This is a genomic window from Paenibacillus sp. J2L1-98 (assembly GCF_056269405.1).
Window position 1 is genome coordinate 93159 of the sequence record NZ_JBWDNW010000005.1, and the last position, 25729, is coordinate 118887.

The 25729-nt window shown below is 48.2% G+C and carries 24 protein-coding genes; 18 read left to right on the top strand and 6 right to left on the bottom strand.

The features are described from left to right. The first annotated feature begins 54 nt into the window (after positions 1-54). Complete coding sequence (locus AC0YNZ_RS12355) at positions 55-636, top strand: NAD(P)H-dependent oxidoreductase (protein WP_475826881.1); 582 nt, start codon at positions 55-57, stop codon at positions 634-636. Between the two features lie 103 nt (positions 637-739). Here the strand turns inward: AC0YNZ_RS12355 and AC0YNZ_RS12360 are convergent, their stop codons facing one another. Continuing rightward, on the bottom strand, positions 740-1372 hold the full coding sequence (locus AC0YNZ_RS12360; RefSeq protein WP_475826882.1) for a nitroreductase family protein: 633 nt from the start codon (positions 1370-1372) through the stop codon (positions 740-742). A 296-nt stretch (positions 1373-1668) separates the two neighbouring features. On the opposite strand from AC0YNZ_RS12360, the gene AC0YNZ_RS12365 reads away from it, so the two are divergent. The 8 genes from AC0YNZ_RS12365 (at position 1669) to AC0YNZ_RS12400 (ending at position 10357) form a co-directional block, all read left to right on the top strand. Further along, complete coding sequence (locus AC0YNZ_RS12365) at positions 1669-3177, top strand: alpha-N-arabinofuranosidase (RefSeq protein ID WP_475826883.1); 1509 nt, start codon at positions 1669-1671, stop codon at positions 3175-3177. 157 nt (positions 3178-3334) lie between these two features. Further along, a complete protein-coding gene (gene rlmN, locus AC0YNZ_RS12370; protein WP_475826884.1) occupies positions 3335-4411 on the top strand; it encodes a dual-specificity RNA methyltransferase RlmN in 1077 nt (358 codons plus the stop codon). 232 nt (positions 4412-4643) lie between these two features. Next, positions 4644-5429 (top strand): ThuA domain-containing protein, encoded by a 786-nt coding sequence (locus AC0YNZ_RS12375; RefSeq protein WP_475826885.1) that lies wholly within the window; start codon positions 4644-4646, stop codon positions 5427-5429. 39 nt (positions 5430-5468) lie between these two features. Continuing rightward, positions 5469-5948: a transcription elongation factor GreA gene (gene greA / locus AC0YNZ_RS12380; RefSeq protein WP_475826886.1), complete on the top strand. Its 480-nt coding sequence runs from the start codon at positions 5469-5471 to the stop codon at positions 5946-5948. A gap of 201 nt (positions 5949-6149) precedes the next feature. Beyond that, positions 6150-7688, top strand: a complete 1539-nt coding sequence (locus AC0YNZ_RS12385; RefSeq protein ID WP_475826887.1) for a GNAT family N-acetyltransferase — start codon at positions 6150-6152, stop codon at positions 7686-7688. Positions 7689-7778: 90 nt separating this feature from the next. After that, on the top strand, positions 7779-8435 hold the full coding sequence (locus AC0YNZ_RS12390; protein WP_475826888.1) for a glycosyltransferase: 657 nt from the start codon (positions 7779-7781) through the stop codon (positions 8433-8435). Positions 8436-8711: 276 nt separating this feature from the next. Next, positions 8712-9908, top strand: coding sequence for a ParM/StbA family protein (locus AC0YNZ_RS12395; RefSeq protein WP_475826889.1), 1197 nt, complete (start codon positions 8712-8714; stop codon positions 9906-9908). Positions 9909-9961: 53 nt separating this feature from the next. Beyond that, positions 9962-10357, top strand: a complete 396-nt coding sequence (locus AC0YNZ_RS12400) for a hypothetical protein (protein WP_475826890.1) — start codon at positions 9962-9964, stop codon at positions 10355-10357. A gap of 300 nt (positions 10358-10657) precedes the next feature. Here AC0YNZ_RS12400 and AC0YNZ_RS12405 read toward each other — a convergent pair whose 3' ends face one another. Then, the gene (locus tag AC0YNZ_RS12405) at positions 10658-11839 is read right to left on the bottom strand and encodes an NAD(P)/FAD-dependent oxidoreductase (protein WP_475826891.1); all 1182 of its coding nucleotides are present in this window, start codon (positions 11837-11839) and stop codon (positions 10658-10660) included. 36 nt (positions 11840-11875) lie between these two features. Next, positions 11876-12316 (bottom strand): DUF1641 domain-containing protein, encoded by a 441-nt coding sequence (locus AC0YNZ_RS12410; protein WP_475826892.1) that lies wholly within the window; start codon positions 12314-12316, stop codon positions 11876-11878. Positions 12317-12801: 485 nt separating this feature from the next. On the opposite strand from AC0YNZ_RS12410, the gene AC0YNZ_RS12415 reads away from it, so the two are divergent. Further along, positions 12802-13125, top strand: coding sequence for an MGMT family protein (locus AC0YNZ_RS12415; protein ID WP_475826893.1), 324 nt, complete (start codon positions 12802-12804; stop codon positions 13123-13125). An 87-nt stretch (positions 13126-13212) separates the two neighbouring features. On the opposite strand, the gene AC0YNZ_RS12420 is transcribed toward AC0YNZ_RS12415, so the two are convergent. Together AC0YNZ_RS12420 and AC0YNZ_RS12425 are read right to left on the bottom strand one after the other, a co-directional pair. Then, positions 13213-14511 carry an ABC transporter permease gene (locus AC0YNZ_RS12420; protein WP_475826894.1) on the bottom strand — a complete coding sequence of 433 codons (1299 nt, stop codon included), beginning with the start codon at positions 14509-14511 and terminating at the stop codon, positions 13213-13215. A 15-nt stretch (positions 14512-14526) separates the two neighbouring features. Next, complete coding sequence (locus tag AC0YNZ_RS12425) at positions 14527-15204, bottom strand: ABC transporter ATP-binding protein (RefSeq protein ID WP_475826895.1); 678 nt, start codon at positions 15202-15204, stop codon at positions 14527-14529. A 165-nt stretch (positions 15205-15369) separates the two neighbouring features. On the opposite strand from AC0YNZ_RS12425, the gene AC0YNZ_RS12430 reads away from it, so the two are divergent. Then, complete coding sequence (locus AC0YNZ_RS12430) at positions 15370-16107, top strand: MerR family transcriptional regulator (RefSeq protein WP_475826896.1); 738 nt, start codon at positions 15370-15372, stop codon at positions 16105-16107. A 140-nt stretch (positions 16108-16247) separates the two neighbouring features. Next, positions 16248-16706, top strand: a complete 459-nt coding sequence (locus AC0YNZ_RS12435) for a hypothetical protein (protein WP_475826897.1) — start codon at positions 16248-16250, stop codon at positions 16704-16706. A gap of 80 nt (positions 16707-16786) precedes the next feature. On the opposite strand, the gene AC0YNZ_RS12440 is transcribed toward AC0YNZ_RS12435, so the two are convergent. Beyond that, complete coding sequence (locus tag AC0YNZ_RS12440) at positions 16787-19021, bottom strand: GDYXXLXY domain-containing protein (RefSeq protein WP_475826898.1); 2235 nt, start codon at positions 19019-19021, stop codon at positions 16787-16789. Between the two features lie 197 nt (positions 19022-19218). On the opposite strand from AC0YNZ_RS12440, the gene AC0YNZ_RS12445 reads away from it, so the two are divergent. The 6 genes from AC0YNZ_RS12445 (at position 19219) to AC0YNZ_RS12470 (ending at position 25688) form a co-directional block, all read left to right on the top strand. Beyond that, a complete protein-coding gene (locus AC0YNZ_RS12445) occupies positions 19219-20667 on the top strand; it encodes a DEAD/DEAH box helicase (RefSeq protein WP_475826899.1) in 1449 nt (482 codons plus the stop codon). A gap of 267 nt (positions 20668-20934) precedes the next feature. Beyond that, positions 20935-21543, top strand: coding sequence for a class I SAM-dependent methyltransferase (locus tag AC0YNZ_RS12450; RefSeq protein ID WP_475826900.1), 609 nt, complete (start codon positions 20935-20937; stop codon positions 21541-21543). 41 nt (positions 21544-21584) lie between these two features. Further along, positions 21585-21926, top strand: coding sequence for a zinc ribbon domain-containing protein YjdM (locus AC0YNZ_RS12455; protein ID WP_475826901.1), 342 nt, complete (start codon positions 21585-21587; stop codon positions 21924-21926). 262 nt (positions 21927-22188) lie between these two features. Further along, positions 22189-23934: an ABC transporter ATP-binding protein gene (locus tag AC0YNZ_RS12460; RefSeq protein WP_475826902.1), complete on the top strand. Its 1746-nt coding sequence runs from the start codon at positions 22189-22191 to the stop codon at positions 23932-23934. 21 nt (positions 23935-23955) lie between these two features. Further along, positions 23956-24630 carry a response regulator transcription factor gene (locus tag AC0YNZ_RS12465; RefSeq protein ID WP_475826903.1) on the top strand — a complete coding sequence of 225 codons (675 nt, stop codon included), beginning with the start codon at positions 23956-23958 and terminating at the stop codon, positions 24628-24630. Beyond that, the gene (locus tag AC0YNZ_RS12470) at positions 24627-25688 is read left to right on the top strand and encodes a HAMP domain-containing sensor histidine kinase (RefSeq protein ID WP_475826904.1); all 1062 of its coding nucleotides are present in this window, start codon (positions 24627-24629) and stop codon (positions 25686-25688) included. Before AC0YNZ_RS12465 ends, AC0YNZ_RS12470 begins: the two co-directional genes overlap by 4 nt. Positions 25689-25729 lie beyond the last annotated feature (41 nt).

Below are 25729 nucleotides of genomic sequence, written 5' to 3' on the forward strand. Positions count from 1 at the left end.
AGTTGGGAAGAATGATGGCAGCATTTTTATGAAAATAAACGGAGGTTATTTGAAATGAAACATCTTATTGTCTATGCCCATCCACACCCTGAAAGCTTTAACCATGCCATATTGGAAACTACCATTCATGCATTAAAGAAAAAAGGCCACGAGGTTACCGTGCGTGATTTGTATGACATCGACTTTCAGCCTGTTCTGAAACCGCAAGATACCGCAGCTATGAAAGCCGGACAAACGCCAGCAGATATTAAAACAGAGCAGCAATTTATCGAACAGGCGGAAGCGATTACCTTTATTTATCCGATCTGGTGGACGGGGTTGCCCGCTATTCTTAAAGGTTACGTAGATCGAGTATTCTCATATGGTTTTGCTTATGCTTACGGTGCAGATGGAATCGACAAGCTGCTGGCAGGCAAGAAAGGTCTTATCATTAACACGCACGGCACGCCTAAAGAAATTTACGATCAAATCGGAATGACGGCCGGGCTCAAAATCACGTCCGATACTGGAATCTTTGAGTTCACGGGAATCGAACCTGTAGCGCATTTGCTCTTTGGAAGTGTTCCTAGTGCAGGCGAAGCAGCGCTTAAAGATATCCTGAAGCAGGTTGAAGACACAGTCACTTCCGTATTCTAAAACCATTCCCTCATCATCTGAAAAAGCCGGAAAAATATAAAAGGCATGAGACACCTTTGAACAGGAGTCTCATGCCTTTTTAATGTTTAGATTTGAGAAATTGTTAGAAAGTGTTGGACACTGTGATCTGATCCAATGAGAGTCTTGCGGACGGTCTAGCTGGTGTGGCTGCCAAGCCTACGCTGATCAGCATAACAGGCACGTAACGCTCAGGTACGTTAAATTCTTTAACGAAACGAGCGGCGTCGTATCCGCCCATCGGGCAAGTATCATAACCAAGCGCCTTCGCAGCGATCATCAGCTGCATGGATGCTAGAGAAGCATTGCGGATAGCCTCATCGCGGGCAACTTGGGGATGCTGATATGCGCCTTCGATTTGACCGGCAAGGGTATCTTTAAGCTCTTTAGGCATATGGCCTGCATCAACAAGAGGGCCAAACACAGGCTCCACATTTTTGTTCGCTTCCAGATCGCCTAAAACCGCGATAACGACGGAACTATCAATAATTTGTTTTTGACCGTATGCGATCGGGTGCAGCTTTTCTTTATAAGCCTGATCCTCGATAACGATGAATTTCCAATGCTGCAAATTCCAAGAGGATGGCGCTTGTGCAGTTGATTGGAGCAATTGTTCCAGATGCTCCTTAGGCATTTTATGCCCGGCTTGATATTCTTTGACCGAGTGGCGTTCTGCAAGAACTTTCAAAACTTCCGATTGTACAGTTTGTTGACTCATTCTGGTTTCCTCCAATTATCGTTTTTGTTTAGTATGAAGCTGCAGTAATATTGCAATTCAGCCCAATCCGATGCAAGTTAAGCGGCTGTGATGTATGTAGTAACTGTGGGAAAAATAATAACAGTTTATTTGATCATAAATGCTGTAGATTTGGATGTCAAGTAGCGCGGGGATTTGATCTGCGATTTTAAAAAAGCATGATAATGTACGCTGTTCAGCCATATCATTGTATAGATATATCCTAACGAAGAACGGGTGAGATATATGATAAGAATCTATATGGCTGGTGAAGACAAGTGAACATTCCTCAGAGGAGACTAGCGGACAATACACTGATCATATACACCGATATTGTAACAAGCACCATTAATAAAAATATTTACGGCCATTTTGCGGAGCATCTCGGCAGATGCATTTACGAAGGCATTTGGGTGGGAGAGCATTCGCCGATTCCTAATACTTACGGCATTCGAAACGATGTGCTGAATGCGCTGAGAAGGATCCAGGTTCCTGTGCTGCGCTGGCCGGGCGGATGCTTTGCGGAGTATTACCACTGGATGGACGGCGTCGGTCCGCGGCAATACCGCAAACGAACGGTGAACTCTTCATGGGGGGAGGTCGTGGAGACCAACCATTTTGGCACACATGAATTTATGCTCCTATGCGACATGCTTCAATGCGAGCCGTATGTTTGCGGCAATGTAGGAAGCGGCACAGTGAAGGAAATGTCGGAATGGATCGAGTATATGACGTATCCGGGGGAATCCTCGATGGCGCTTTGGCGGCAGGCAAATGGCAGGAAGCTGCCGTGGCGCCTGAAATATTTTGGAATCGGCAATGAAAACTGGGGCTGCGGCGGCAATATGAGGCCCGAATATTACGCGGATCTTTATCGGAAATATCAGACCTTCGTCTATAATTACGGGGACAATACAATATTTAAAATTGCCAGCGGAGCCTCGGATACAAATTACAACTGGACCGAGGTCATGATGCGTGAAGCGGCGCGCTTCTTAGATGGATTGAGCCTGCATTATTATACAGTTCCCGGTACATGGGAGGACAAAGGCTCGGCAACGGTGTTCACAGAGGATGAATGGTTTATCACGATGAAAAAGGCTCTGTTTATGGATGAAATCATTACAGGGCATGCGGCGGTTATGGATAAATACGATCCGGAAAAACGGGTGGCGCTCATCGTAGATGAGTGGGGAACCTGGCATAATGTGGAGCCCGGAACGAATCCCTCGTTTTTATATCAGCAAAACACGCTTCGCGATGCATTGGTGGCCGGGATTACCTTGAATATTTTTAACGATCATAGCGATCGGGTACAGATGGCGAATATTGCCCAAACGGTCAATGTTCTGCAGGCGATGATCTTAACCCAAGGGGAGAAGATGATTGTCACCCCGAGTTATTATGTGTTTGAAATGTATAAAGTACATCAGAATGCGGAGAGGTTAGCTATTCAGTTTCAAAGCGGTATGTACGATTACAATGGGGAACAATTGCCTCAGGTGAGTGTATCGGCGTCAAAAGATGCTACTGGAAACGTTCATGTCAGTTTGTGCAACATTAGCCCTACGGCAGAAGCCAAATTGGAAGTGCAATTGAGCGGGAAAGAAAGAAGGAAAGGTATCGTCTATGGAACCATTTTAACGAGCAGCGATATGCATGCGCATAATACCTTTGGGCAACCGGATGCGATAAAACCGGCTCCTTTCTTCGGTGTAACCTTGACTGGCCAAAGTTTCACAGCTGTTCTGCCCCCAATGTCAGTCGTAGTACTTACGATTAGATAGAAAGATATCGGACGGAGAGCTTCGGAATACTGAAATAAACAGTCTATCTCCACTTGTTTTAATGAAGCAATTTTGGGACAATAATAAGCAGATTGTTTGTTTCGGCGGGTTAGGTAGAATAGGTTTGTATTTTGAAGTTTTGAAAAGAGGATAACACATGAATAAAGAGTCCATTTATGGATTGACGTTTGATCAATTGACGGAATGGCTGATAGAACGCGGCTATACAAAGTTTCGGGCTTCGCAGGTGTGGGATTGGCTTTACCGGAAGCGGGTGACGGATTTCGCTGAAATGACCGATGTGAAAGAAGAGTGCATCCGATTATTGTCCGAGCATTTTGTTATTCAAACACTTAGCGAGCACACGCGGCAGCAATCAGCGGACGGAACGAATAAGTTTTTGTTCAAGCTGAAGGATGGCAATTTAATTGAGACGGTATTAATGAGACATAAATTCGGGTTATCGGTTTGCGTCACTACCCAAGTCGGCTGTAACATTGGCTGCAGCTTTTGCGCGAGCGGTTTGCTGGCCAAAAGCCGCGATCTATCCAGCGGAGAAATTGTCGAGCAAATTATGAAGGTTCAGCTTCATCTGGATCAGGCGCAGCAGGATGAGCGGGTGAGCCATGTTGTAGTCATGGGCATTGGCGAGCCGTTCGACAACTTTAAGAACCTTTCGGATTTTATCGGGGTTATCAAAAGCCAAAAGGGGCTGGCGATCGCAGCCAGACATATTACGGTATCGACCAGCGGTCTTGCGGATAAAATCGTGGAATTTGCCGATTCGGATTTGCAGGTTAACCTTGCGGTCTCTTTGCATGCGCCAAATAATGAGCTGCGAACACGGATTATGAAAATTAACCGTGCCATTCCTATCGAAAAATTAATGAAGTCCATCGATTACTATTTGGAGAAAACAAACCGGAGAATTACGATTGAGTATATTTTGCTGAGGGATGTAAACGACCAGAGAGAGCATGCGCTTGAGCTTGCAAAGCTGCTTGGCGACCGGCGGAATCTGGCTAACGTTAATCTCATTCCGTACAACCCTGTCGATGAGCATAGCCAGTACCAAAGAACCGATCGGGAAACGGTACGGGCGTTCTATGATACGCTGAAGAAACAAGGCATCAGCTGCAGCGTTCGCCTCGAGCACGGTACGGATATTGACGCCGCCTGCGGGCAGCTGCGAAGCAAACAAATCAAAAAATCCAAAGAGCTCATACAGGGATAGAAAAGCTCTGGAGCTCAGCGGCTAGCTTATGTTTAAGGCTTTATTTACGAGAAAAGCGTACCCTTTCTTTCGGGTACGCTTTTCTTTGCTGCGGCAGCTCAATCCATGCTTTGGACGATGTGTTCGACCGTTCGAATGGCTATCGGAGCAGAGGCCTTCATATAGGCAATCACCCTTTAAGGCCGGGCACATAGTATGGAAGAAACACGGATTGCAGCAAGGAGAATAGCGAATGATCAAAGCGGTGATCGGCGGTAGGACGTATTGCGAGAAAAGTTCCACTCGAGTGACGATCTGGAATGAATATGTAGCCGAGAAGGATAATCCGGAGGTAGCAGCTGTGTACCCAAACGGCATTCATCAAGCTCTTGCAGCAGGCTTAGCGCCCTTTGGCTTTCAGATTCAAACGGCTACATTAGAGCAGCCGGAGCATGGCTTAACTTCAGATATTTTAGACCATACCGATGTGTTGATTTGGTGGGGGCATTTGGCTCATGATCAAGTTAGCGATGAGGTTGTGGAGCGCGTTTATGAGAGGGTGCTGGACGGGATGGGGCTAATTGTGCTGCATTCCGGGCATTTCTCCAAGCTGTTTAAGAAGCTGATGGGAACAACCTGCAACCTTAAGTGGCGGGAGGCAGAGGAAAGGGAGCGCCTCTGGGTAGTCGATCCCGCGCATCCGATCACATCAGGAATAGGCCAGTATATAGAGCTGCAGAATGAAGAAACGTATGGCGAATTTTTCGATATTCCGGCACCGGATGAGCTGATCTTTGTCGGCTGGTTTCAAGGCGGAGAGGTATTCCGAAGCGGATGTGCGTTTTACCGCAGACAAGGAAAAATATTTTATTTCCAGCCTGGCCATGAAACGCATCCTACTTATTATAATAAGGACATCTTACGTGTCATCGCTAATGCGGTTTGCTGGGCGGCATCTCCTCATGGCGCGACTCCCGTATTTGGAAATGCGGCGCCGCTGGAGCAAGTACATCGTTCTTCGCATATTTCCGGGATATAGGGTAGAATTAAAGCAAGAAAGCAAATGGGAGTTGTTTAAATGTCGAGCGACGAAGTAATTTTGACCAAAGAGGGCTTAGCCCAATTGCAGGACGAACTGGATGATCTTAAATACGTAAAGCGGAAGGAATTAGCCGCCCGGATTAAATTAGCCATTAGTTACGGTGATTTGAAGGAAAACAGCGAGTATCATTCCGCCAAAAACGATCAATCGTTTATGGAAACAAGAATTCTTATTTTGGAGAAGATGCTGAAGAAGGCTCGCGTGATCGAAGCGGATAACTTAGATCTATCCAAGGCTAACATTGGTTTGACCGTCATTCTAAATGACATTGAGTTTTCCGAGAAGATTGAGTATAAAATCGTAGGTACGGAAGAGGCGGACGTCGCCGAAAATAAAATTTCTTATGAGAGTCCGCTTGGCAAGGAGCTTCTAGGCAAAGGAGTAGGCAGCATCATTAACGTTAACGCGCCGATGGGCGTTATAAAATATGAGCTGCTTGAAATAAAGGCAAATTAATCATTCGTACCGCATACGGACCGATGAGACTGAGTAGAATAAGACTCAGCTTCATCGGTTATTTTTTTACCGAGCAGGCAGCCGAAATCCGAAAGCTTCGCATACCGCCTGTGTAAATTTTACAAACCATTTACTTTGCTCTAATACTCGTGAAAAGTTCGAAGTGTATAGTGGAGAAAAACATGTAAAAGAGGAGCCTATATGACATCAGATCAAATTTCGCAATTCGAGAAAAAGATGATCATCCGCAATATTGAGGCCACGGATATTGAGAAGATTATTGAATTGCAGCTGGTGTGCTTTCCTAACATGACTCCTTGGAAGAAGAGCCAAATGGAGAGCCACATTCGTATTTTCCCGGAAGGGCAAATATGCGTGGAGCTGGATGGTGCGATTATAGGCTCCTGTTCAAGCCTGATCGTCAACTTTGACGATTATTTGGAGCAGCACACGTATTCCGAAATTACGGATAAGGGCTTTATTCGCAATCATAACCCGCGTGGCGAGAGCCTGTACGGGATGGAGGTTATGGTGCATCCCGATTATCGCCGGATGAAAATCGGCAGACGGCTGTACGAAGCGCGCAAGCAGCTCGCGGAGAAGATGAATCTGAAGAGCATCATTGTCGGCGGACGTATTCCCGGCTACCACAAGTATAGCGATAAGATGTCTCCAAGAGAGTACGCGGAGGAAGTATTGCAGCAAAACATTTACGACCCCGTGCTTACTTTCCAGATGATGAACGGGTTCACGCTGAAGCGAATTATTACGAATTATTTGCCGGATGACAACGATTCTATGCATTATGCGGCTTTGCTGGAATGGAACAATATCGAGTATAAGCTGAGCAACAGCAAAACACATTATAAGCGTTCCTTCCCCGTTCGCATCTGCGTGGTTCAATATATGATGAAAAAGATCGGTTCCTTCGAGGAGTTCGCTATGCAATGCGAGCATTATGTCGACGTCGCGGCCGATTATAAGTCGGACTTTGTTATATTTCCGGAAAATTTTACGATGCAGCTGCTGTCTTATCTGGAGGAGCGCTCGCCAAGCTTGGCGGTAAGAAAGCTGAGCACATTTACGGAGCAATATGTTGAGCTGTTTACGGAATTGGCGGTTAAATATAATGTCAACATTGTTGGCGGCTCTCATTTTATTGAACAAAATAACCGGATTTATAACGTAGGCCATTTATTCCGCCGCGATGGCACGATTGAACAGCAATATAAGCTGCATATTTCGCCAAATGAGCGCAAGTGGTGGGGAATTAACGGCGGCTCGAAGCTCGAGGTATTCGATACCGATTGCGGGAAAATATCAATACAGCTAAGCAGCGATATTGAATATCCGGAAATCTCGCGTATCGTCGCGGAGGAGGGGGCGCAGATTATTTTCGTTCCGTTCTGTGCGGAGGACCGGCAAACTTTTCTCCGCGTGAAATATTGCGCGCAGGCGCGCGCTATAGAGAATCAGGTATTTACAGTCACATCGGGCACAGTCGGCAATCTGACGCATGTCGACAATGTCGATATTCAATACGCGCAGTCCGGCGTCTACACGCCGACAGATTTCTCTTTCCCGCGTGACGGTATAGCAGGCGAGTGCAGCGAGAATACGGAAGCGGTCATTATGGCTGAGGTCGATTTGGAAATTTTGCAGCGTCACCGCAAGTCGAAAGAGGTATTAACGTTCCGGGACCGCCGGACGGATATTTATTCCCTGCAAATTCGTTCATAGACCCTAGGCTCTCTCCATGAATGAAATGAATGGAATAGTCAACACTATAAGCGGCTATTCCATTCACGACAAAAAAGGAGAAGGGTACCTATGAAGAGCAAACTGCTTATCGTCACGGTCATGTGTGTATTTATGGCTTTTAGCGCTGCACCGCTCAGAGCAGAAGCTAGCGCCATGGATCACCGGCAAGGACATCAGGGTTACGTAAGTCCAGCCGCTGTAAAGCTAAAGGAAGATATGAGAAGGCTGTGGATTGACCATGTGGTATGGACGAGAAGCTACATAGTGAGTGCATTAGCTGGACTTGAGGATCAGGCCATCGTGCTGGAGAGGCTGCTTAGAAACCAGCAGGATATCGGAAATGCGATTAAGCCTTATTACGGCGAAGCGGCAGGCGATAAGCTGGCTGCGCTCCTGCGGGATCATATCGCGATTGCAGGCAAATTAGTCGGTGCGTTAAAGAGCGGGAATCAGGCGGATGCAGAAAAATTCAATAAAGAATGGTACAAAAATGCGGATGATATTGCAGCATTTCTTAGCAGCGCCAATCCAAATTGGACGAATAATCAGCTCAAAGAGCTGCTATATACGCATTTGCAGCTGCTCGCAAGCGATATATCGGCTAGACTGCAAAAGGATTGGAAAGCCGATGTGGCCGCCTTCGATAAGGGTGTAGATCATATCATTATGCTCGCAGACGTTCTCTCGGAGGGTATAATCAAGCAATTCCCGCAGCGGTTCAACTAGTTTAAAGCGAAAATCAAGAAGCTAATCCGTTTGATGACGGGTTAGCTTTTTTTGACGAAAATAGGCGGTGCCGACAGCATCGCTGCATAACTGATTCATAAAATCATATTCCGACAAAAATAGATGAGAAAAGATTAATGAGCTCTGGGACTCAAGATTGATGCAAACTAACACTTTGTATGGCAAAGTAATACTAAGGAATATATTTTGCATAAGCACTTATTTTGGAAACCTTTTATTTTGTTTCCCAAAACCTTTTCTAGGAGGAAAGCGATCATGAATTTTCATTTCTTTGTAGGTAACGATAACGGAAACAGCGAGCATGATCTGATTATCGACGGCAAATTGATTCAGCAGCCTAATGTGAATTGCACGGTGGACGAGCTTCCATGGAGCGAAGAGCAGTCGCCCGAAAGCTTTATAAAAAATCTGCAGGATCAGCTGGTCGTAACGATCGATTCGCCTGCGGCAAGGCCGGGAATGTACTATGTCGGGAAGTTTGCTCTAGAAAGCGGCGAAATTTTGGACAATCTCCAGATCGGAATCGATTTGAAAAGCGATATGGATTTGCCGATCATCAATACGCTGGCTCAAATTGCGGCGACGGCAGTTCAGAAGGCATTTGAAGAAGAGAAACGGATTCCTGAGCATATTGACGTGGAAGTCGACATGGCTACGGCTCTGCCTGTCACGCAGCATACGGATGAGACCTCGGCCAAGTTCGAGAAACGTTTTACTACGGGCTCGCATCATGTGACCGTACATCTGGGCATCGAACGCGTAGCTGTAAAAATCGTATTCCCGTTTACTAAGGTCGTTCCGGAAGCGACGCCGGTTATTTTCACACTGCAAAAGGATGCTGCCGGGGGCTGGAGAGAAGGCGAAATTTTTGACGACTTCATCCAATCGTATGAAATCGAGAAAAAATTCAACGGCAGCTATTTTAAAGATAAACGGATTCTTCATGTCGATATCGGAGACGGCTCCACGGAATATCCGATTACCGAAGGCAATAAATTTTTGCGTCAATTCGTTCATGGCAGCCACCACGGCGCTGGATATGCCATTGAGGAAGCGCTGCAAGAGTTCAACCGGCTAATTCATTTGCCGGATAGCCCAAGGCAATTTTTCAGTGATGTCATCAAAAATCCGAATCATAAATATCACGCGCGAGCGCTCAAAACGTTGAGAAGGCCGCTCGAAAGCCAAGTCAGACAAATCGTGCAGCATGTCAAAAAGCAGCTCACGAAGGCGCGGAATGAAATTGACCTCATTTGCGTATACGGGGGCGGAAGCATCCTCATGCGTTCGGTCTTATATCCGCATCTTAAAGAATTGTGCGCTGAACGGGAAATGCAGCTGCTGTATATTCCGGCCGACTATGCCGTCCTGCTAAATGCGATGGGACTCGACGCTTTTGTGCGGGGCAAAATTTATGAAGCGCTCAAAAACAAAGCGGTTCAGCCTGCATAAGCTGCCTAACGCAAGCTTGGGCATAATCTAACGGATTCTGGTAGGTGACTCGAATGAAAAAAACTAAGCTGCCCGGTGACAATATTAGCTTAAAAACGAAAAAAACAGAGGATCCTTTGGTGATGCAATGGCTGAATATGCAAACCAATCTGATGGATTCTCTTCGTTACTTGGTGGAGAATGAAATTATGTTAAACGGCGTGCGAAATTTGCAGGCTTTTGTCCCGATGGAGAGGAATATGCTTCAGGGCTCCCCGGCCTTGCAGCAGCCAAGCGAAATTCGTCCCCACGCAACGGGAATGGAGCAGATGGCTGCAGCGGTGGAGGACGCGAAGGTCGTGAAGGTGACAGATGTGGCCAAGGTCGCGGAAGAAGCGCCTGCGGCTCCAGCTTTCGAGCCGGTTATTGAGGAAGATATTGATGATGATGACATTGAAGCTTGGAGCTAATGCGGATTTATTTGCGCATGATGCCATTGCCGTCACGCTAGGTAATACCTAGTAATCCCTGATGATACTCGGTGGTATAAAACAATACACGGAATTACGAAGTAACTCTTTGTGGTTCTTTGTATTACCACGAACGGTTTATTCATTAAAAAGTTGTTTCAGTGGGGATAGTATTCAGGATCGAGGCGCCGGCGCGATCGTACGCACAAGTAGATGCGGCATTACATTCGAAGTGTTGACTAATAAAAAAAGGAGGGCAGCCTGCCCTCCTTTTTTTTATTGATATTTAATTGATACTTATTAGTACGCAAGTGCGAATAGACCGTGGATATGCGACAGGTAACGAACGTTACTTGCTTCCTTCATCAACGACGCAGGCAAGCCTTTCAGCTGTGTCGAGTTGCCGCCGATTGTGCCTACGCCGTCTTTGCGGCCAAGGCTTCCAAGCGTTCCGGAGAACACCGGTACAAACTTCTCCATAGCACCGCCCTTAATTTGAGCTGCCAGGTTGTAGCCTACCGTTTCACCCATTTGCCATGCAAGCTGAGCTGTTGGCGGGTAAGGACGCTCGCCGCCCTCCGGGAATACTACCGCACAGTCGCCAGCAAGGAACACGTCGGAATGCGAAGTCGACTGAAGCGTTGGCGTAACGGTAGAACGGCCGCGATCCTCTGCAAGGCCGCTGCTGCCAACAACCGGATTGCCTTTCACGCCGCCGGTCCAGATGATTGTGCTGGATTCGATCGTGCGTCCGTCTTTAAGCGATACGGAGCTTTTTGTTGCTTCGGTAATCGCAACGTTCGTAATGAAGTTGACGCCGCGTTTCTCAAGGCTTGTTACGGCACGTTCGATCAATACTTTCGGGAAGATTGGCAGAACGGCAGGGCCGGCTTCTACACAATATAGCGAAATGTCCTTGAAGTCGATTCCTTTGCTGCGGCAAATCTCAGGCAGTCTGTCAGCGAATTCGCCGACTAGCTCAACGCCAGTCAAGCCGCCGCCGCCCACAACGATTGTTGCGTCAGCTTTTTTGCCTGATTTTTTGTAAGCATCGAGGCGAGCCTCAACATGCTGGCGGATGCGGTTAGCATCAGCAACGGATTTAAGCACAAGGCTGTTCTCTTCCAGGCCTGGAATGCCGAAGTAGTTCGTTTCGCTGCCAAGAGCAACGACAAGCGTGTCGTACTTCTGTACTTGCCCGCTTTCAAGAACGACTTTCTTTTCATTTGGTTTAATTTCTTTTACCGAATCAACGATAATATTTACTTGCTTGTCACCTAGAAGCTTGCTAAGCGGAAGAGCAACGGCTTGCTCAGCGATCGTGTCCCCTGCAAGTCTGTGTAGCTCGGTAATGATTTGATGAGTTGGGAAACGGTTAACGATTGTGATGCTTGCTTCTGCTGCTGACAAGTGCTTGCGTGCTGTTAGAGCAGTAAGAAGACCGCCATAACCGCCACCAAGGATTAAAATTTGCTTCGACATGTTCATCCTCCATTCGTTCTATGCGTAATCAGTGTTTTATGCTTTTTCGTTTTTCCGTTCAGACAGTACGCTTAGGAAAGCTTGCGCAAAGCGCAACGTTTTTTGAACTTCCGGATCCTTCAGCATTTTTAACATCGCGAATAGGCCAACAGTGGAACCTGCAGCTTCTTGCGAGCGCTCGCCAGCTTCAATAGCCGCTGCTGCGATACCTTTTGCTTTCTCTTGAACCGGTTTGACGAATTCACCGATACCTTGAGCGAAATCGTTGATCAACACTTTGTCTGTAGCGATGTTCTGTGCGAAATCATAAGCTTGGGTCATTAGCGTAACCATTTCGGCTAACTTCGGAAGGTTATCCACGAGCACAGTCAGCGACTGTTGAACCTCCGGCTTCATTAACTGATCGAGTACATCCAACGATTGTTTTTCTTCAACGAGTGTTGCTGCGACCTCTTGTCCAGCAGATAGTTGTGACATAATAGAATGTCCTCCTTTACGTAAAGTTGAAAGTGAGTTGTAGTCTCAATTGAGTCAGCCGCTAACGGTACCGATGTACCCCTGAAAGATTGTTACACTTTTCACATAGTTCTTCAAAAAATGTTTGTGCACAATTTCACAGCCTGATCCTTGCCTCGGCAAGGATAAATGTTATAGCGAGTATGACGTAATCGGATTTAAACCCTTTGCTTCTATTCTACAACGTTTTGGTCAAAAGATAAAAAGAAATTTATAACTTTTCTTAAAAAATGTTGCGTTTTGTCGTTATAGACGAGAAAATGGATGCATTTTGTAGATATTAAGGGGGTCTTACTGGGAAATAGGGACATGACTTTGATGACGGACAGCTTTTAAAACTCTAATAAGACTATATAATGATTTGAAAAAGGGTTCACAACGTCTATGAACTGCCAAATAGAAATTCCGTGTAAAACAAACGTTATAACCGAGAGCGAGCGATCCGCATGCAGCCTTTTACGCAAAGAGTCATTGAAATTATAAAATCGATCCCCGCAGGCTTCGTCATGACATACGGTCAAATCGCGGAGCAGGCGGGAAGCCGCAGAGGAGCCCGGCAGGTCGTACGGATCCTTCACTCGCTAAGCGGTATTCATAATCTTCCCTGGCACAGGGTAGTTAATGCGCAAGGTGAAATTGCGATTCGGGACGAGGAAGCCCGCTATATGCAGATTCTTTACTTAAACGGGGAGGGCGTGGCAACGAGCAGGGACGGAAGGGTCGATTTGGATAAATATCGCTATAACGCCGTAAGGGCTGAAGAAGGATAAGCTCCATAAAATAAGTATTAGACTAACCAGAGCAAAAAACAGAGGCAGCTTAGAACATGAGGATCATGTTTTAGACTGCCGCTGTTGTTAAATATCTCTGCGCAGCGCTTGAAGAACGTCAATTTCGGTCGCGCGGCGGGCGGGCCGCATGCCCGACAGAATGGCGATGCCGATACTGATGGCTGCCGATACCCAGATTAGCGTAAATGGAATATAGCTGAATAAGAAGTCCGCCGGGCCGCTATCCTTATTTTGACTGTTGAGGATGAGGGGAATGATCTTGTTGGCTGCAAGGCTGACGAGAAAGGCGGCTAATGTGCCGATGAGCGTGCCGACGACTCCGATAAAGCTGCTTTCCATGAGAAAAATGCTTCGAATCGAGGCAGGAGACGCGCCGATCGCTTTCATAATGCCGATATCCTGCGTTCGCTCGGTCACGGCCATCGTCATCGTGTTGTAGATCCCGATGGCCGCAATTAAGACGGCGATCGCCCCCACGAATAAAAGTCCAAGCTTGACGAACAAGAAGATGGAGTCCACTTTATTAAGCTCATTTACGACCGAATAGACATTGTAGCCGCCGTCTTTAATGATTTTGGCGATACCGCTCACATCCTGCATATCCTCTGCGTATACGCTGACGTTTTTGAAGCGGTCTAGCAGCAGCCGGTCATCAGCGGACAATATGGCGGCAGCAGCTTTGAGCGCTTGTTCGTCCATAAATACACTGCTGTCCTGCAGCCATTCTTTGGGCGGCTGCTTTAGCACGCCTACAATGGTTGCATGGAGCTCCAGCGATTGCTGCTTTGTCTTTCTATTAGCGTCAATGGGCTGCAGCAGAGTAATGGTTATTTGCTCGTTCAACAAACTTCCCTTGTAAGTCTGCTCTGGCTTTGAAGGATGACGAAGCGTCTCCGCAAAGTTATAGCCAACGATAATTTCATGCTCGTTTACCGGGAGTCTTCCCTCTGCCAATTCTAATTTTCCATTCTTCTCCGCCTCCATATAGGTAAATACCGGCGAGTGGCCGGTTTCGGCGGAATAATCGCCAATGGCGTACTTGGAGGTGAGGCTAACCATATTTTGACGTACAACGGATGCGACATGAGGGATGCTTTCAAAAAATTCCACCTGCTCCATCGTATATAGCGAAGAGGCGTAATCTGTCCCGTCTGCCGGCTTTGTTTTCCCGTAAATCGAGATTTCGGTTATTTTGCCATAGGACGTAATCTGCTCGGTGATACTCTTCTGAAAGCCGAAACCGATTGAAGCGAGCACCACGAGGAAGCAGCAGCCCATCGCCGTCGCCAAAATCGTCATGAACAGCCGCGATTTATTTTTTTTCATATTTTGCTTCACAAAACGAAACTTATCTTTCCATCTCATTCGAATCCCCCGCTCCTATATAACCAATTGTCCGTTATGAATGGTAACCGACCGGTGCGCGATGGAAGCGACCTCGGCGTCATGCGTAATCATGAGAAACGTTGTGCCTAAGTCCCTGTTCAAACGGCGGATAAAATCAAGCACCGTCTGCTCGGTCTCACTGTCCAGGCTGCCTGTAGGCTCATCGGCCAAAATAATGGACGGCCGCAGCACCATTGCCCGGGCAATGCCGATCCGCTGCTGCTGTCCGCCGGACAGCTCGCTTGGATAGTAGTGCTCATATTCGCTCATGCCGACCATTTCCATCGTTTCCTTCACCAGCTTCCCGCGCTCCTTCTCGTCAATTCCCTTCAAAGTAAGCGGCAGCTCGATGTTATGGAAGGCAGTCAAGCCGGGCATGAGCTGAAAGCTTTGAAAAATAAAGCCCATATGGGCTAAACGGAATTTCGACCACTGCGACTCGTTATAGCCGGTTACGTTGATCCCGCCTATACGAATGCTCCCGCTTGCCGGTTTCATGTAGCCGGCTGCGAGATTAAGCAGCGTCGATTTGCCCGAGCCGCTTCGTCCGAGCACGGACACGATCTCGCCTTTTGCAACCTCGAGGCTCACGCTGCTTAATACGGGAACGATCCTTTCGCTGCCTTTTTTCCCGATACGGAATTGATGTGATAAATTTTGTATAGAGATCAATCTGGACAACATCCTTTCTTTGCTGTTTACGCTAGTATTCGAAAGAAAGACGGAGGGCGGGCCGGAAATGTAGCATTTCGGGAAAGACTGTAAGAAATGTATTTTGCATATTGACTCTCACGTTGCGTGATCCTTTATAGTTTTATTAAGGGAGGTTTGACAGCGATGAAGGTAAAAGAGGTTGCCGGTTTGGTCGGGATCAGTGTGCGCACGCTGCATCATTACGATGAGATCGGACTGCTTAAACCGGAGAAAATAACAGAATCCGGCTATCGTCTCTACTCTGATCGCAATTTAGAGATGCTGCAGCAAATTTTGTTTTTTCGCGAGCTGGGCTTTCCCTTGAAAAAAATTAAAGAAATCGTCAGCAGTCCTTCCTTTAACCGGGTGGAGGCGCTGGAGCTGCACCGCAGGATGCTGCAGGATAAACGGCGCCAGCTGGAGCAAATGATTATTACGATTGATCGGACGATTCAGCACGCGAGAGGAGAAATCGAAATGACAAATGAACAGAAGTTCGAAGGCTTTGACTTCAGCAGCAACCCCTATGAGCAGGAGGCGCGTGAACGCTGGGGAGATGAGGCAGTAGACAAATCGAATGCCAGACTGGGCAAAATGACGAAGCAGGAGCAGGAGGAACTGGCAGGCAGCATGAACGCGATCTACACTAAGCTTGCAGCGCTTAGGAATGATTCGCCGGAGTCAGAGCAATCGCAAGCAGCCATTAAGGAATGGTTTATCCTTCTGAACCAAATGGGCAGCTACTCGCTTGAAGCGTTCAAGGGGCTGGGCCAAATGTATGTCGATGACGTGCGCTTTACGAAAAATATCGATAAATTTGGTGAAGGCTTAGCCTTGTTCATGCGTGACGCGATGGCTGTTTATGCCGATAATAACAAATAGTTCGGCATATATTTTGCTTTGCGGGCAGCGTAGTCCGGCTTCATTAACTTTTTCTAATAAAGCCTAAATTGAAACCCTTTATCCGAACCTTTATTATGATAGTGACATGGTAGAGACCAGTCGGAAGGGAGTGCAACAATATGACAACTGAACTTACGCCTAGCAGCGTACGCAACTTTACGGTTTCCACAGAGATTTTCTTTAACCCAAACTTGGATATTTATTCACAAATGATTTATATCGTGCTTAGCTCAAGCACTGCAGATTCCGCATCACTCACGATAGACGAGGTTGCCAAGAAAGGCCGCATGTCAACCAAGCATGCGATTAAAGCGATGCAAGCATTAGTTTACGAACAGCTAATCCCACATAAATTGTTCCGCAAAATGATCGGAGAGTTCCAGGATGACCGCTTATCATGGGCGGCGAAGGGGCTGCTCACCTATTGCAAGGAGCATCGGGAGATTACGCTGTCCGAGCTGCTGATGCTCTCTGATCAGTCCGGTGAAGACGAGCAAAGCATTCGCAAGGCATTGAGGGAGCTGGAGCGAAACGGTTACTTGGAGGAATTTCCTGAGCTTATCAAGCTGGCGAATTAATAAATAGCAGGACGTATGCAGCATGGTTTGCGGCATACGTCCTGCTATTTTTTTTCTCAAACCGGCCATGGGGCTCAGCGCTACTCCTTGCTTAATTTCTCAAGCAGCGCATCGCCTGTCGCACCCACCTTCACATAGGCAAAGCGGGCATTTTGTTCGGTTTCGGTACCGGTACCCTCGGGAACAAAATACGTTTCAATGCCGTAGTAGATGCTTTGCCAACCGCTTAATGAACCATTAATGATGATCTCCTTCTCCTTTAGCGCTTCCCCGCTTTTATACAAGCGGTCAAATACATAAACTCCGTCATCTCCCTGGCGAAGCACGATCTTGATCCGGCTGAGGCTGCGGCGCGACTCTAATTCCTTGGCCACGCTAGCTGGAGGCGTCGAGATGCTGTAATTGATTCTCACATAATCGCCCTGCAGAAGAGATCTGGGATCAAGCGGCTCGATCGCAAGCTTAACCTGAGTGCCTTTCGAGAGCAAGGATTCGCTGGCTGCGGCATGGTAGCCGACATAGCCAAGCTGCAGAATAATGACGATGATGATCAAGACCGGGCTTTTGTGCAGCAACCGGCTGTACGCATCCGTGTCTTCGGGCACGCTGGCACGCGTCCGGTAGGCGAAAATATAAGTAAACGCTATCGCGATAACGCCGAGCAGAGCGAGCGTAATCGACTTGTGCAGCAGCGTCCAGAACAAATCGTAATATTTGTACGCCAGAAACAGGAACCAGAACACAAAGCTCACAGAGGTCTCCAGCACTTGGTTGCGTCGAACAAACAGGAAGGTTAAGACAGTCACGACAATGAAATTCACAACATTGAACAGCTCGTACGAATACGGGAAAATATCATCCATGAATGTGAGCCAGAACAGAAAGAGCAGTGTATAGAACAGACCGCATTCCCGCACATGCTGCCTGATTGCACCTTCGCGCAGCAGATGGTGGCTTGCATAAATGAGCGCATTCAGCATCGTTAGAATAAACACGATGAAGGAAGGGGCATGCTGGACTGATTCGAACAGCTGGAACAGAATAATCGCGATATTGATATTGATCAGCGAATAAATGAAGAGATGCTGTATCCGTCCATGGAAGCTGAACCAGCCGGCAATCGTCACGGCCAAGAAAAGCAAGGATAAGCTGGCCATGTCTATCCATCCGATAGCGATCATTCCAGCCGCGTATCCGATCGTAAGCACCGTATAACGAATAACGGCATTGATGCGGCGCAGCCATAGAACGGGAAGAATGAACAGCAGGGAGACGACAAACAGCGTGTACTGCGGCTCTATCGCATCGGATGCCATGGACACCAAGCCTACCAACGAGATGCTGCCAATCAGGACACCGATGACGGTTACGATAGTGGAGACGATTTTGCCTGCAAGGGCGCTCTTATGGGCTTCTGCTTGCGCCTCGGCAGCCTGCTCCCCGGCATCTGCGGCCGGATGGCCGAGCTTGTTCAGGTAACGGAAGAAAAAGACGTTTCCGGTCAACAATAAAGCGACAAAGACGAGTCCGAAAATAAAAAATGTGGTGGAAGCATGCTCGGACATCAGCTCCAAAAATTTGAATACGGCGAAGGCGGACGCGGCAAGCGCGTTAAGCGTAAGCATCGTTTTATCCAGACGCACTCGGCTGAAGTAGTAGAAGCCAAACGCAATAGCAGCTGCGCAGGGAATGTTCATCCACGCGCCATACAGTTCGTACTGGGTGGAATTCGTTAAGACGAGCAGGGAAATATGAAAAATTATAAAGCTAACGAGCTTCAGCGGAGTCGATGTGAGCCGCTTTGTCTCGATCAGCACGAACAGGATGAGATTGATTAGGGCAAACAAGCAGCCGATCAACAAAATTTCGCTGTCGCTGTGAACGATATAAAGGGAAGAAGGGAAAAAATACTGCCATAAGGTCAAATGAACGAGCGCATAAGTAAGTAAGTAGAACGGATTAAAGCGGGTAATAAAAGCCAGCAGCAGCGCCGGAATCGACCATACGAGGAATAGCTCATAAGTGTCGGCATGCGAGTTATAGATCTGGTTCAGCAGCGCAACGGCCGCACCGAACGAAATGCAGCCCCCGACCAGAAAGATTGCAGACAGAAAGGAGTGATGGCCGAGCATGATTTTCGCTTTGGAGAAAATAAAAGCTGCGCCATAGAACAGAACCATGATGCCTGCAGAGGCGAGAATTTTGTCGGCGCGGCCGAGGCCGCCCCAATTGGCAGCGAAGAAGTAGATGATGGAAGCAAGCAGCAGGGATACGCCCATTAGGAAGCCGACACGCGTTACGTTTAACCTAAGCATTGCACTCACATGCCTTTCTTGTTGGTATATCTTTATTATAATGACCTATTCCAATGCCAACTAGTACTCACTTTTTGTAGTACCGCAACGAGCTCAACAAGCTAAGCATTCAAGGTTTATGCATGCAAAGATAAGTTAATATGCTATTCTTAAGGATACGAATGAAAGAACGAATAACATGCAGAAGAGGTAAATAGATGAGTGAAATAAAGTTTGCGGATTTTTCTTTAAGTACTGAAATCGTTCGGGCATTGGAAAGCTTGTCGTACGAAACACCAACCGAGGTTCAGCGCGAGGTTATCCCAGTGGCGCTTCAGCAGAAGGATCTTGTCGTTAAATCACAAACCGGCAGCGGCAAGACGGCAGCCTACGGCATTCCGTTATGCGAACTGGTCGATTGGAATGAAAATAAGCCGCAGGTGCTCGTTTTAACGCCGACAAGGGAGCTCGCGCTTCAAGTAAACGAGGACATCACCAATATTGGACGGTTCAAGCGGATCAAAGCGATGGCTGTATATGGGAAAGCCCCATTCCATATCCAGAAGGCTGAGCTGAAGCAAAGAACGCATATCGTTGTCGGGACTCCCGGACGCGTTCACGACCATATTGAACGGGGAACGCTCGCTTTGGAGCGAATGAAATATTTGGTGATCGATGAAGCCGATGAAATGCTGAATATGGGTTTTATCGAACAAGTGACGGCGATCATTCAGCAGCTTCCGAAAGGCAGAGTGACGATGCTGTTCTCGGCTACGTTCCCTGAGGATGTGGCAAAGCTGTCGCGTCAGTATATGAACGAACCCGTTCATGTTGAGATTAAGGCTGCGGGGTTAACGACGGCTACGATCGAGCACTCGGTTATAGAAGTGAAGGAAGCGGATAAGTTTGCTCTGCTTCAAGACGTGATGATCGTCGAAAGCCCCGATAGCTGCATTATATTTTGCCGGACGCAGGAGAACGTGGATGAGGTGTTCCGCCAGATGGCAGAACTCGAATATCCATGCGACCGCATTCACGGCGGGATGGAGCAGGCTGAGCGGTTTGAAGTGATGAACGCGTTCCGCCGTGGGCAGTTCCGCTACTTGATTGCGACGGATGTAGCGGCGAGAGGTATCGATATTACGAATATTACGCATGTCATCAACTTCGATATTCCGCTCGATAAGGAAAGCTACGTCCATCGCACGGGCAGAACGGGACGAGCAGGCCATACAGGAAAAGCGATCACGTTTGCAGCTCCGAAGGACAACAGACGGTTAGCCGAAATTGAGGAATACATCGGCTTCGGCATTCCTAAAGCGGCAGCTCCCTCGGAAGAAGCGGTTGATCTTCGCCGGGAGGATTTTGAGCAGAAAATTAATGTCGGGCCCGTACTCAAAAAAGATAAGCGCGAGCAGTTAAATAAGCAGATCATGAAGCTTAATTTCAACGGCGGCAAGAAGAAGAAGCTGAGAGCGGTCGATTTTGTAGGAACGATCGCCAAAATAGAAGGTGTATCCGCGGATGATATCGGCATCATTACCATACTGGATCACGTTACAGATGTGGAAATTTTGAACGGTAAAGGGCCGCTCGTGCTGGAGATTATGAAAAATACGACGGTTAAGGGCAAGCAGCTTAAAGTCCGCAGAGGGAAGAAGTCTTAAGCAGGCAGCCGATCCGATGAAACAGCTGCCGGGCTGAAGCGTCAAGGCGGAACCGGACTCCGGCTGACGGCTATTCGGCAAAGAAAATTAGTTATCCCCATGTGGATATCTTTTTTCGCCGCAAAGCTCAAAAATGATGCCAAAGTATCGGGTATTAGGGGTGGTTTATACACATATTCCAACTGGGGTGTGGATATGGTTGTGTGTTATCTCTGTCCGGGGCGATGCGGCAATAAAGTATGATTTTGCGGAAAGGAGAGCGGCTTGTTGATAAATGAACTGAGGGAGCAATTTGGCGACATCGATATTTATTTATTTGACCAGCTGCTGAAAGGACGGGTCACAAAGGAGATGCGCATCCTTGACGCAGGCTGCGGCTCAGGGCGGAATATAACCTATTTGCTTCGCAGCGGCTATGAGGTATATGCGGTCGACCGCTCAGACGCAGCCATTCAGGAGGTGCAGAAGCTTGCTTCAACCATTGCGCCTGTCTGGTCTGCCACCCGGGCGCGCGTAGAGGCTGTCGAGCAATTGAGCTTTGCGGATAAAAGCTTTGACTTTATCATCAGCAGCGCGGTGCTGCATTTCGCGGAACACGAGGAGCATTTTGACCAAATGGTTGATGAGCTTTGGCGCGTGCTGAAGCCCGGCGGGCGGCTATTCGCACGATTGGCGTCTTCCACTGGAATGGAGTCCAGTATCCAGCCGCTTGGCAATGAGCGATATCTGCTTCCTGATGGAAGCAGACGTTTTCTCGTGAATGATGAGCGTCTTTTGAGTATGACTGCGCGGCTGAAGGGCCAATTATTCGAGCCGCTCAAAACCGTCATCGTAGCGGGCAAGCGCTGCATGACAACCTGGTGTGTTCAAAAGTAAAAACATCATAAAGCCAAAATAACGAATGGAGGGCATGAAACATGTCTAATTTACCAAATTGCCCATCGTGCAATTCCGAATACACTTACGAAGATGGAAGCCTTTTTGTCTGCCCGGAGTGCGCTCATGAATGGAATTTAGAATCAGATTCCGGAAATAGCGAAGACAAAAAGATTATTAAAGATGCAAACGGAAATGTTTTAAATGATGGTGATTCTGTAACAGTAATCAAAGACTTGAAAGTAAAGGGAAGCTCATCGGTCATCAAAATTGGAACAAAAGTAAAAAATATACGTTTGGTTGACGGAGACCATGATATTGATTGCAAAATTGACAGCTTTGGAGCTATGAAATTAAAATCTGAATTTGTTAAAAAGATATAGGATCGGTTATATGCAACAAAACGAGTATAGAGAGGAGGCCCTTCGACATGGAGGGCTTTTTTCAATTTTCCAAGCAAAAGGAGCTGTGCCGCCCGAGGGTGGAAACAGCTCCTTTCTTTCTTGAGCCGCGCTTCATTTATCTGCGTATAGCAAGAAGAGACTAATCTTCTCCATTACGGCATCATCGTTTAAATTCCGTTTAAACAGGCAATGTAAAGTAGGAAGCGCGGTGGAGAGAATAGAGAGGCAGGAGTGAAGACCGATGAACGATAAAAAAAGTAAGGTGAAGCGGTTTGTAGGACTCATTATGGAGACGAACCCTCCGAAGGCGCTGCTTTCCGTGGCGGTTATTCTGAGCGTTATTACGACGCTGGTTGGACTTACGATCCCGTTATTTACGAAAAATATGGTTAACGGATTTTCGCTCGGCTCATTAAGCACGGCTCAAATCGCTGGGATGGCGGCTGCTTTTATTGCTCAAGTTGTGTCAGGCGGCGTCTCGGTCTACTTGCTGCATTACAGCGGCAATAAAATCGTATCGTCCATTCGCGAGCGGCTGTGGAGCAAGCTGCTGCGCCTGCCGGTTCCGTATTATGACAACAAATCGTCCGGCGATACGATTAGCCGTCTGACGAACGACACGGCGCTGCTGAAAGGTCTCATTACCGAGCATGTGACCGGTTTTTTCACAGGTATTTTATCCATAATCGGCGCATTGTCGATCTTGTTCTATATGAACTGGCAAATGACGCTGATCATGCTTACTGTATTCCCGGTTGCCGCGTTAATTATGGTGCCGATCGGCCGCAAAATGTACAGCATCTCCAAGTCAACGCAGGAGGAAAACGCCCGTTTTACTTCAGTCATCAACCGCGTTGTATCTGAAATTCGTTTGGTGAAGGCCTCGGGCTCCGAGCCCGTCGAATTCGAACAGGGACGTACCGGCATTCAAAATTTGTTTGGCTTCGGCTTGAAGGAAGCCCGCATGCAGGCGCTAATATCACCGATCGTCTCGTTTATTATTTTATTGCTGCTCGTTTGCCTGATCGGCTTTGGCGGTGTGCAGGTATCTTCAGGTGCCATGACCGCAGGCGAATTAGTCGCATTCATCATGTATTTGTTCCAGATTATGCTGCCTATTACGCAAATTTCGCAGTTTTTCACGCAATTTCAGAAGGCAATGGGAGCGACCGAAAGCATCATTGGCATTCTGGAAGCGGAAGAGGAAGACCAGGTTTCCGGCAAAGCGGTTACCGAAATGAATCAAACGCTTAAGGTGGAGCATGTATCCTTCGCTTATAAGCCGGAAGAGCCGATCCTGCGGGATGTGAGCCTTACGATCGAAGCCGGAAAAGTAACGGCGCTTGTCGGCCCGAGCGGCAGCGGCAAAACGACGCTTTTCTCGCTGCTGGAGCGGTTCTATGACCCGACTTCCGGCGCCATCCGGCTTGGAGGCACGGACATCCGGGATGCTTCGCTGCGCTCATGGAGGAGTCAGATCGGCTATGTTTCTCAGGAAAGCCCGATTATAGCGGGAACGATTAAAGATAATTTGTGCTACGGCCTGAACCGCGAAGTTACGCAGCAGGAAATCGAGCAGGCTGCACGAATGGCTTATGCAGATGGGTTTATCGAGGCTTTGCCGGACGGCTATGCAACGGAGGTTGGAGAACGCGGCATTAAGCTCTCCGGCGGTCAGCGGCAGCGGATTGCCATTGCGAGGGCGCTGCTGCGTGACCCGCATATTCTGATGCTCGATGAAGCGACGTCCAACCTGGACAGCAAGTCGGAGGAGGTCGTGCAGGACGCGCTGAAAAATTTGATGGTCGGCCGGACAACGGTCGTGATTGCGCACCGGTTGTCGACGGTCGTGGATGCCGATTCGATCGTATTTTTGGAGAAGGGCGTCATTACGGGCGTCGGAACGCATGAGCAGCTGTATGCCAGTCATGCGATGTACCGCGAATTCGCAAATGGGCAGCTTCGCATGAACAAAACGGCTTCGTAAGCGGGAGAAGAGGGTGTAGAGATGGGCTATATGCTGGTAGTGGATGATGATCCGCATATTCGGGAGCTAATCCGCGTTATTTTGCAAAAGGAGGGGCTTAGCGTACAGGAGGCTCCGGACGGGCAATCGGCGCTTGCTCAGATGGAAGCCTTGCCGGCGGACATGGTTATTTTGGACATTATGATGCCGAACATGGACGGCTGGGAGCTGTGCCGCGAGCTGCGGAAGCAGTATGATATCCCGCTGCTCATGCTGACCGCCAAAGGGGAAATGGGCGATAAGGTACGCGGCTTCAACCTTGGAACGGACGATTACCTAGTGAAGCCGTTTGATCCTGCGGAGCTGACCGTCCGGGTCAAGGCGCTGCTGAAACGGTATCGGATCGCGGTGTCCCAGCAAGTGTCCGTAGCGGAGCTGATGCTGGATCGCCAAACGTATGAAGTGAAGGTCCATGCAGATTACACCACGCTTCCCCCGAAGGAGTTTGAGCTGCTGTTCATGCTGGTCAGCCGCCTTGGACGCACGCTGACGCGGAATCAGCTGATCGAAGCGATTTGGGGCTATGATTTTGACGGCAACGAACGGACGCTCGACGTGCATATTAACCGGTTGCGGGAGCGCTTCGTCGCCTGGAATGTTTCAATCAAGATCAGTACGATTCGCGGGCTTGGCTATCGGCTGGAGGCGGCAAGGTGAAGCGCCGTCTGTCGAAAATAGAGGTTGCGCTGCGCGTCGCAGGAGCAACGGCAATGCTGTTCGCGTTTAGCGGCGGGACCTTCTCACTGGCGTATTGGCTGTCGAAATGGTTTTATGCGAGGCATGAGGTACAATGGCCTGATTTCGCTGTGCAGCTGGTCAACTGGGGACTGGGCATTTTATTTCTATTTATTATGGTTGCTGTCGTAAATTTGCTTACTCGTCCGAAGCAGAAGGCGGTTTGGATCGAAATGATGGATGCGCTAAAGCGGATGGCGAAAGGCGACTTTAATGTGATGGTCGACCGCGACAAGAAGTATCACGGCCAAATCGGAGAATTCATCCAATCGATTAATGATATGGCCCACGAGCTGAAGCAGGTAGAGCTGCTGCGCCAGGAGTTTATTTCTAACGTATCGCATGAAATTCAATCTCCGCTGACCTCGATTCGCGGATTTGCGAGCACGCTGCAGCGCGAGGATCTTAGCCCTGATGAGCAGAAGCATTATTTATCGATTATTGAGAAGGAAACGACGCGGCTGTCCAAAATCAGCGACAATCTGCTCAAGCTGACAACGCTTGAATCCGAGCAGCAGCAGCTTGATCCGAAGCGTTACCGCCTTGATACGCAGCTGGAGAGCATTGTGCTGGCCTGCGAGCCGCAGTGGCTGGAGAAGGAGCTGGAGCTCGAACTTGCGCTTGCGGAAACGGAGATCGTGGCCAATGAAGAGATGCTAAGCCAGGTTTGGGTAAACCTCATTCATAATGCAATCAAATTTACGCCTGCCTATGGCAGCGTGAAGGTCGTGCTCCATCGCGCAGAACATGAAATCAAGGTGCTCGTCTCGGATACCGGCATCGGCATTTCGCAGGAGGACCAGCTGCGGATGTTCGAGCGCTTCTACAAGGGCGACAAGCAGCGTACGCGGACGGCCGATGGAAGCGGGCTTGGCCTGTCGATTGTGAAGAAAATTGTCGAGCTTCATCGCGGCGAAATTCGGGTAGACAGCAAGCTGCATGGCGGTTCGACGTTCGAGGTGATACTACCGGCTGATTAATCGCCATCGCCTTGCCAAGCATTAAGGTCTGTACGAAGACT